At 28.5% G+C, this 9,270-nt stretch carries 9 protein-coding genes; 6 read left to right on the top strand and 3 right to left on the bottom strand.

Annotated elements, in window-relative coordinates; translation table 11 throughout:
• Positions 1-233, bottom strand: a 233-nt coding sequence (locus tag BM119_RS01085; RefSeq protein WP_090037979.1) for a transposase, incomplete at its 3' end; no start/stop codon positions are given.
• Positions 234-367: 134 nt separating this feature from the next.
• Here BM119_RS01085 and BM119_RS01080 point away from each other — a divergent pair.
• The 3 genes from BM119_RS01080 (at position 368) to BM119_RS01065 (ending at position 2,987) form a co-directional block, all read left to right on the top strand.
• The gene (locus tag BM119_RS01080; RefSeq protein WP_090037977.1) at positions 368-931 is read left to right on the top strand and encodes a GNAT family N-acetyltransferase; all 564 of its coding nucleotides are present in this window, start codon (positions 368-370) and stop codon (positions 929-931) included.
• 53 nt (positions 932-984) lie between these two features.
• On the top strand, positions 985-2,001 hold the full coding sequence (locus tag BM119_RS01075; protein ID WP_242948260.1) for a serine hydrolase domain-containing protein: 1,017 nt from the start codon (positions 985-987) through the stop codon (positions 1,999-2,001).
• A gap of 194 nt (positions 2,002-2,195) precedes the next feature.
• Positions 2,196-2,987: a hypothetical protein gene (locus tag BM119_RS01065; RefSeq protein ID WP_090037969.1), complete on the top strand. Its 792-nt coding sequence runs from the start codon at positions 2,196-2,198 to the stop codon at positions 2,985-2,987.
• Positions 2,988-3,181: 194 nt separating this feature from the next.
• Here BM119_RS01065 and BM119_RS01060 read toward each other — a convergent pair whose 3' ends face one another.
• Positions 3,182-3,688 (bottom strand): MarR family winged helix-turn-helix transcriptional regulator, encoded by a 507-nt coding sequence (locus tag BM119_RS01060; protein ID WP_090037966.1) that lies wholly within the window; start codon positions 3,686-3,688, stop codon positions 3,182-3,184.
• 383 nt (positions 3,689-4,071) lie between these two features.
• On the opposite strand from BM119_RS01060, the gene BM119_RS01055 reads away from it, so the two are divergent.
• Positions 4,072-4,494, top strand: coding sequence for a GNAT family N-acetyltransferase (locus BM119_RS01055; RefSeq protein WP_090037963.1), 423 nt, complete (start codon positions 4,072-4,074; stop codon positions 4,492-4,494).
• A gap of 110 nt (positions 4,495-4,604) precedes the next feature.
• Here the strand turns inward: BM119_RS01055 and BM119_RS01050 are convergent, their stop codons facing one another.
• Positions 4,605-5,477, bottom strand: coding sequence for a LysR family transcriptional regulator (locus BM119_RS01050; protein ID WP_090037961.1), 873 nt, complete (start codon positions 5,475-5,477; stop codon positions 4,605-4,607).
• Between the two features lie 244 nt (positions 5,478-5,721).
• Here BM119_RS01050 and BM119_RS01045 point away from each other — a divergent pair, with 244 nt between their 5' ends.
• Both BM119_RS01045 and BM119_RS01040 read left to right on the top strand, forming a co-directional pair.
• Positions 5,722-7,467 carry an ABC transporter ATP-binding protein gene (locus BM119_RS01045; protein WP_242948259.1) on the top strand — a complete coding sequence of 582 codons (1,746 nt, stop codon included), beginning with the start codon at positions 5,722-5,724 and terminating at the stop codon, positions 7,465-7,467.
• Positions 7,464-9,200 carry an ABC transporter ATP-binding protein gene (locus tag BM119_RS01040; RefSeq protein ID WP_090037956.1) on the top strand — a complete coding sequence of 579 codons (1,737 nt, stop codon included), beginning with the start codon at positions 7,464-7,466 and terminating at the stop codon, positions 9,198-9,200. Before BM119_RS01045 ends, BM119_RS01040 begins: the two co-directional genes overlap by 4 nt.
• The last annotated feature ends 70 nt before the right edge of the window (positions 9,201-9,270 follow it).

Below are 9,270 nucleotides of genomic sequence, written 5' to 3'. Positions count from 1 at the left end.
ATAGCTTTTTTATATTCTTTCTTATAATTAGGTATTATTTCATTATTCTTAGGCTCTTTTGGCTCTAATGTTTGAGAATAACGACGATAATTATTAACCCATCTACTTAATAATTGGGGATTTAAGTCGTACCTTTTAGCAATTAAAATATTGCTTCCTGATTCTAAAACTTCCTTAACAAATGAAACTCTTTGATCTTCTGAAAACTTTCTTGTAAATATTTTTTTCTCCATCCCTTAGACCTCCTAATCATCTTAAAACTATTTTACTTTGTTTGAGTAAACATTGTCCATTCTAATTAGGGGGCCTATAGGGTTTACACTCTCAATTCTCAACTTTATATTAGAAATTAAAGGGGATAGATATTATGAGAGAAATAGTATATGATACTTATTTTTGGCAAAATGATATGGTGAGATTAAGAGCTTGGAGTGAGGCTGATTGGGAATGGGATTATTATAATAGTTTTGATACTTTAGCAGTAAGATTAGCAGATTGTAAGGTTGAACTTCCCCCAACAGTTTCACATTCCAAAGAATATTCAGAGAAAGTATCCAGTTTATCAACTAATAATTGTAGGACAACTTTTGCTATAGAAACATTGGATGGAATACATGTTGGTAGAATAAATATATTACTAGATGATCATCAGAATGGAACTTTTGGAAGTGGACTTTTAATTGACAGAGACTATAGAGGTAAGGGATATGGAACAAGTGCCATGAAGATACTTTTAAAATATGGATTTATGGAAAAGAGATTGAATAAGTATTCTTCAAGTGCTTTAGAAGGAAATGAAGCATCTATTAAAATGCATAAAAAACTTGGATGTGAACAGGAAGGTGTTTTAAAACAAAATATTTATACAAATGGTAGATATTATGACGAAATATATTTTGGATTAACAAAAGAAGATTACTTAAAATTATAGAGTGTAATAAATAGGGAGTTTCAATAAACTAATTACACAATAGTATAAATGATATGGGGTGGATTAATATGTGTTATGAAGAATTTGAAAAATTAGTAGATAAGAATTTTAGTGGAGTAATTTATATTAGTAATGATGATGAAAGTTATAGTAAGGCATATGGATATGCAGATAAAAGTAATTTAATACCAAATGAAATAACAACAAGATTTCCGATTGCTTCAGGAAGCAAAGGTTTTGTTGCAGTTTCAATATTACAATTAATTGAAAAGGGTTTATTATCTTTTCATACTACAATAGGTCAAATATTAGATTTTGATCTCCATGAAATAGATAAAAATATTACAATAGATCAACTTTTAAATCATACTTCTGGAATACCAGATTATTTTGATGAGGATGTAATGGATGAATATGATGAACTATGGGTAGATTATCCCATGTATAAAATAAGATCTTCTTATGACATACTTCCCTTGTTTATTGAAAAACCAATGCAATATCCTAAAGGAAGTAGATTTAAATATAATAATTCTGGATATGTTATGCTTGGAATAATAATAGAAAAAGTAACAGGTGAAAAATTTGATGATTATATAAAAGAAAATATATTCAAACCTTGTAATATGAATGATACAGGCTATTTTGAATTAGATAGATTGCCAGCAAAATGTGCTAATGCATATATATATGATGAAGAAAGAGGCGATTTTAAAACAAACATTTATAGTGTGGATGTAAAAGGAACAGGTGCTGGAGGAGCTTTTACTACTGGAAGAGACATGATAAAGTTTTGGAATTGCTTACTCACCTACAAATTAATATCAAAAGAACTTACACAAACTATGGTTTCACCACAGGCACAAGATGATAAAGAAATGTATGGTTATGGTGTATGGTTACACAGAAAAGACAATGGAAATTATATTTATCAACTTGTTGGGGGTGATCCAGGAGTAAGTTTCAATTCCTTTGTTGATTTAGAAAGTAATTTAAGGGTTGCAATAATTAGTAATGAAGAAAATAACGTATGGAAATATGGTAAATCTATATCAGAAATGTTCAAATAGAAGGATTAAAGAGAAAAATATAGAAAATAAATTTATATATTTAAAAGTCATAATTAGATTTATGGCTTTTAAGTTTTGCTTAATTGATAAAGTGAAAAATGTGAAAAACACATTTGAAGTTTCTATACATAATATAGATTTATTGGTAAAAATATGATATTGTATAATTGAAATTAATAAAAGGGGGTATTCAAATGAATATCAAAAAAGTATTATCAAAGGTTTTAGTTTGTAGCCTTATAGTAGCATCAAATTCTTTTATGGCTATGCCAAGTATGAAGGCAAAGGCAGCAGAAACAAAAGATGGTTGGAAGACATTGGTTTTGATTTGCCCAAGAACAGAAATACAAAAAACACCATATATAGCTGCAGGAACTACATTAATGTATACTTCAGAAGTAGAAAAAGTAAAAAAAGATGCGAAATTTATGGAAGAAACAATCAACAACGACTCAATGAACAAAGCAAATATGACAGTAGATGTAGCAGTAAGCGATATGCCAATAGAGCATCTATCTCTTTCTATGGCTGACGGTCTAACTATTAATATAGAGGATATTTTAGATAAATATGCACCACAAGGAAAGTATGATTCAGTATTAGTTGTATATAGAAATAATGATTACACAACTAATTTAGGAACAACAAATATAACTGATTTACCTAAATATAGAGACACAAATGGAGCAATTGTGACAACAGTTAGGCTAGATGATGCTGATCATAAAATGAATTATATTGATAACATAGAACCAATGTACTTAATTGATAGATTTGCAGTGGGTATATGTGAATATTTAAGTTCAGAGGGATTTAGTTTAGATGAATCTTATTTTCAACCTTACAATGATGGCCAAGATTTATATCAATATAATAAAGGAAAAAGAAGTTGGTATAGAGGTTATTTTGCAGGCTTGAAATGGGGAGAAAATTCTAAGGGTGGAATTACAGAAGCAATGTGGAACCATAGACCAACAAATAAATAGTATAAATTTATGTGAGTAGTAAGGGTTAAGTCTTGCTACTTTTTGTTTGACTAACATGTTTGATGAAGAGGCAAACTGAAAGGTTTATAGTAATTTTTAAGGTAAGTAATTTTTTTTGCTTACCTTAAAAATTACTTTTAAAAATACCTATGGAGCTAAGTTAAGGAGTATTCATAAGGCCCAAAAATTAACTATTACTTTTTAACTTCATCCTCTTCATAGGCTATTAATAACTTTGATAATAACCCTGTTAACATTTCAATTTCCTTAGAATTTAGAGTACTTAATAAATTATCCTCTAAATCAATATGTTTAAATATTGCTTCACTAATAAGAGTATGACCATTTTCTGTTAACTCAATAAACATAGCCCTTCTATCTAAAGGGTCATTTACTCTTCTAACTAAATCTTTTTTTTCTAAAGTATCAATTCTGTTTGTCATTGCACCAGATGTTATCATAAGCATATTGAAAAGTTCTGTAGGTTTTAATTTATAAGGCTCACCTGATCGTTTTAAAGTAGCTAAAACATCAAATTCACCAGCATTCAAATTGTAGCTTGAGTAATTCTTTTGAAGACTCCTTTCTGTATATTTAAGAACTCTTCCAAGTCTACCAATGACACCCATAGATGTTGTGTTTAAATTTGGTATTTCTTTATTCCATTGATCTATTATTATGTTCACATTATCTTTCTTCATAAGAAAATATTATCATTAAAGTATCTTAACATCAAGAGAGTTGAAGGAAGAAAAAAGATATGTTAATATTATTATATCTTAATATTAATATAATTAGCATTAAGATACAGTAGGACACAAGAATTAAAAAATTTCTAAAGTAAGATCATGCTAATGTTAAATCAGTCATTTAAAACAATATATTTAATCATATGATATTGTTGCAAAGCTATAGACCTTTTTTATACTTTACATTAGAGAAATCTGTATACTCTAATTTATATGATAGCTATAGCCTACAATAAGATTCATTCTATGAGTGTGTAGACTTTTGAAAAAATAGGATAACAAAGTAATAAATAATTAGAAGGAAAACTAAATATATTAGCTAAGGGGGAAAAAATATGAAATTAAAACTTAAATATGATTGTTCAGATATAGATTGGGATTGTGTCTCTAACACATTGAAGAATGTAGGAATGGCTTACTTTCACGGAGAAACTCATAGAAAAGCATTTGAGAATAGTTATGTTGTTGTATTCGCATTTGATGATAATAAATTAATTGGCTTTGGGCGTGCAATTTCAGATGGAATTTACCAATCTGCAATTTATGATGTAGCAATCTCACCAGAATATAGAGGTAAAGGAATAGGCACTATGATAATAAACAACATTTTAGAACGTATTTCTGAAACAAATGTTATATTATACACATTCCCAGAAAAGGAAGTATTTTATGAAAAACTGAACTTTAGAAAGATGAAAACAGGAATGGCATTGTTCTATAATGCAGAGGAAATGAGAGAAAATGGTTTTGCCGAATAAATTATTATTAACTATGATGTAACAATATATTTGTTTTTTCAAAAAAGTAGTTTTTTTATCTATATTATATTTACGGTGAAAAGGGTAGTAGCTAAGTAATTATTTAGCTACTATTTATTTTCACCAAAATACTCTATAAACTTTTGGGCAATGGATGAAATATATTTATCTTTTAGCCATATTGCACTTACTTGAGTCATTAATCTATCATTTTTTATTTCTTTATAAATTAAATTATCATTTCCAACAAGACCAAATGCAGATTTTGGAACAATACCAATACCTAGGCCAGCATTTGCCCATAAGAGAGTAGTACGAGCATCATCATTTTTGCAGAAGATTTCTGGTTCAAATCCTTGTTCGAGGCAAGTTTCACGTATTAATTGTTCAAATCTACGATATATAATCAATGGTTTTTCTTTCAAATCTTTTATTGTTACATAAGGTTTTTCTATTTTAAAACAATAACACTTAGACATCACAGCTATCATTGGTTCATTTTCTGCATATTTACACTGAAATTTAGAGGAATTAAAAGGAGTTCTTACAATACCTAGCTCTATTATACCCCTGTTTAGAAGTTCTAATATTTTAAAGGTATTGCCTTCATATATTTCAAATTTTACTCCTGAGTAATTTTCTCTAAAGTCCGAGATTCGATGGTTAAGTAAAATAGATCCAGATGATGATACTGTACCTATAGATAAGGTACCTTTAAAACCTTTTTTAAAATCATTTATTTCATTTATTGTGGAATCTGATAGAGCTAATATTTGTTCAGCCCTATCTTTTAAAATCATACCAGCATCAGTTAATTCTATGTGACGAGCCCCCCTTTCTATAAGTTTTACACCAAGTTCACTTTCAAGATTTTTAAGTTGTTGACTTAATGGAGGTTGAGCCATATTAAGTCTTTTAGCAGCTAAGGTTATATTCCCTTCTTCTACAATTGTTAAAAAGTACTTTAACTGTTTTATATCCATAAATATATTATCTCCAATACATATGATTTTCATATACAAGTGATACTAATTAAATATTATTAATATGGAAATTTCTATGTTAAAATCATAATTGATAAATATTTTATAGTCAATATAAAGTTATTACATAGATTTATATAATCTATTTCTTAATAGATGTAAGGCACATTCAAAAAATAACAAGTCAGTATGCTAGTTTTTTTCATGTGCTTAAAGTAAAAAACTTATATATTGAAGAAAGGCGATGACAAATTTGTTGAAACTTATATCATTTTTAAATCCCTATAAAAAAGAGTGCATAGTTGGACCAATCTTTAAATTGTTTGAGGCTATTTTAGAGTTACTTTTGCCAACAATTATAGCTCTTTTAATAAACAATGGCGTTAGTAATAAAGATAGTTCTTATGTTCTTAAAATGGGTGGCATTATGTTATGTATGGCTATTCTTGGATTTTGCGGTTCTCTTATATGCCAATATTATGCAGCACGTGCATCTCAAGGATTTGGTACAGATTTGCGTAATGCTATATTTTTGCATATATCTTCATTATCTCATGCTGAAATAGATAAGTTTGGAAGTTCTTCACTTATAAATCGAATCACCAATGATGTAAATCAATTGCAGCTTGCAGTGGCAATGCTTATAAGACTTGTTATACGTGCACCTTTTATATGTATAGGTGCTACTATTATGGCAATGATATTAGACTTTAAACTATCTTTAATTATACTTTCAGCCATACCTTTTTTTGCATTAATATTATATTTTTTCATAAAAAAAACTACACCATTATATAAAAAGTATCAAAAGGACTTAGATAAATTATCTCTTATAATAAGTGAAAATTTAGGTGGGGTAAGAGTTATTCGTGCATTTGCTAAGATACCTAAAGAAAAGGATAGGTTTAAGGAAGAAAATAATGACTTAACTTATACGTCAATTCATGTTGGGAAAATATCAGCATTATTAAATCCATTAACATCACTTGTTGTTAATGTTTCTATAATAATTTTATTATGGGTAGGAGCTTTCCAAATTAATGTTGGAACTTTAGCACCAGGAACAATCATAGCTTTTGCAAATTATATTACTCAGATTTTACTTGCACTTATAGTTGTTTCAAACCTTATTGTTATATTTACTAAGGCCTCAGCTTCAGCAGTACGTATTAATGAACTTCTTGAAACTGAAACATCTATTATTGAAAATAAAGAAGATTTATCCAAGGGTTTTAAGGAAGATGCACCAATTATTGAATTTGAAAATGTATTTTTTAATTATAATGTAGCTGGTGATATGGCTCTAGAAAAAATTTCATTATCAATGAATAAGGGACAGACAATAGGGATAATAGGAGGAACAGGTTCAGGTAAATCTACATTTATTAATTTAATAGCAAGATTTTATGAAGTGACTTCAGGAGAAGTAATGGTTAATGGTATAAATATTAAAGATTATCCTTTAGAAATATTAAGAAATACAATAAGTATGGTACCTCAAAAAGCGGAGCTATTTACTGGAACTATTGAAGAAAATATTAAATGGGGTAATCTAGAAGCTTCAGTGGATGATGTTATAGAAGCTGCAAAAAAGGCAGAAGCTCATGAATTTATAATAAAACTCCCCAATGGGTATAAAACTAAAGTTCAGCGTGGAGGAGCAAACTTTTCAGGAGGACAAAAGCAACGACTTACAATAGCTCGAGCTTTAATTAAAAATCCGGAAATATTAATTCTTGATGATTCATTTAGTGCTTTAGATTTAGCAACTGATGCTACCCTAAGAAAATCTATTAAAGAAAGTTTTAATGATATGACGGTAATAATTGTTTCTCAAAGAGTAAGTACTATAAAAGAGGCAGATGAAATTATTGTATTTGATGATGGACAAGTAGTTGGGTTAGGTACACATAAGGATCTTATGGATAGGTCAGAAGTATATAAGGAAATCTGCTTATCTCAACTTTCAAGTGAGGAGGCAATTAAATGAAGAACAATACATTAATAAGAATATTTAAATATGTAGGGGAAAGAAAGGGACTTTTATTTATATCTATAATTTTTACTATAATAAGTGTTACTACAAATTTAATGGGACCTATTTTGATAGGTAAATCAATTGATAACATGGCTGGAAAAGGTAATGTTAATTTTAAAGAGGTATTCAACATAATCATTATATTAGCAGTGGTTTATGTGTGTAGCAGTGTTTTTAATTGGCTACTAAGTTATTTTTTAAATCTTATATCATATAAAACTATAAACTCTATTAGAGAGGATTTATTTAATAAAATTAATTCTTTACCATTAAAGTTTTACGATAGCAATTCACATGGAGATATTATAAGTAGATTTATTAATGATATAGATGCAATTGGAGACGGACTTTTACAAGGTATGTCATCTTTATTTATAGGAGTTGCCACAATAATAGGAGCTATAGCATTCATGCTATCTATTAATTTAATTATGACTTTAGTGGTTATAATGTCTGCTCCAATAACATTTTTTGTAGCAAGTTTTGTAACTAAAAATTCTAAGAAGATGTTTATGAAACAGGCAAAAACACTAGGTGATTTAAATGGATATGCTGAAGAAATAATAAAAGGTCAAAAGGTAGTAAAGGCATTTAATTATGAAAAACATTCCTATAATAAGTTTAAAGAAATTAATGAGGAACTGTATAAATCAGGGGTTAAATCACAATTTTATGGTTCTCTTGCAAACCCATCAACTAGGCTTGTGAACAATATAACCTATTCTTTAATAGGAATAATAGGAAGTTGTGTTGCGATTATAGGAAAAATAACTGTTGGTGATATATCAAGTTTTCTAATATATTCAACATTATTTTCAAAGCCCTTTAATGAAATAACAGGAGTATTAACACAAATTCAGGGAGCTATTGCTTCAGCTAAACGTGTTTTTGAAATAATTGATATAGAAGAAGAGAAAGAGGATGTAAAACACTTAGTTAATTTTCAAGAGTACAAAGGACATATAACTTTTAAGAATGTTTCATTTTCATATGATTTACAAAATCCACTTATCAGGAATTTAAATTTAGATATAAAACCAGGGAGCAAAGTTGCTATTGTAGGAAAAACAGGAGCAGGAAAAACAACTCTTGTAAATTTATTAATGAGGTTCTATGAGGTTAATAATGGAGAGATATGTGTTGATGGAGTAAATATTAAACATATTAATAGAGATGATTTGAGAAAAAATTTTGGAATGGTACTTCAAGACACATTTTTATTTTCAGATACCATAGCTAATAATATTGCTTATGGCAATCAAAAAGCTTCTAGGGAGAAAATCATTAAAGCTGCAAAAGAAGCAGATGTTCATAGTTTTATAAGGCGTTTATCAAAAGGATATGATACTGAAATAACTTCATCAGGAGATAATTTATCCCAAGGGCAAAAACAACTTTTAACCATAGCTCGTGTAATGCTTGAAAATCCACCAATGCTTATATTGGATGAAGCTACAAGTAACATAGATACAAGAACAGAAATCCATATACAAAAAGCCTTTGAAAGAATAATGAAGGGAAGAACAACCTTTATAATAGCTCATAGACTTTCTACAATAAAAGAAGCTGATATAATATTAGTCATGGATAATGGAGATATAGTAGAGAGTGGAACACATGAAGAGTTAATAAGAAAGGAAGGGCATTATTCTATTCTCTACAATAGTCAGTTTCGAGAGGCTTAAAGTAACTAAAAATAACCAAACCTTATCTTACATTTAAATTAAGAAAGGTTTGGTTACATTTAAATTAAGG

It is taken from the genome of Clostridium frigidicarnis (genome assembly GCF_900111985.1).
In the GTDB taxonomy this organism is placed as follows: Bacteria; Bacillota; Clostridia; order Clostridiales; family Clostridiaceae; genus Clostridium_Z; species Clostridium_Z frigidicarnis.
The sequence above is the reverse complement of the archived record's forward strand: the minus strand, read 5'-3'. Positions and strand labels throughout refer to the sequence as shown.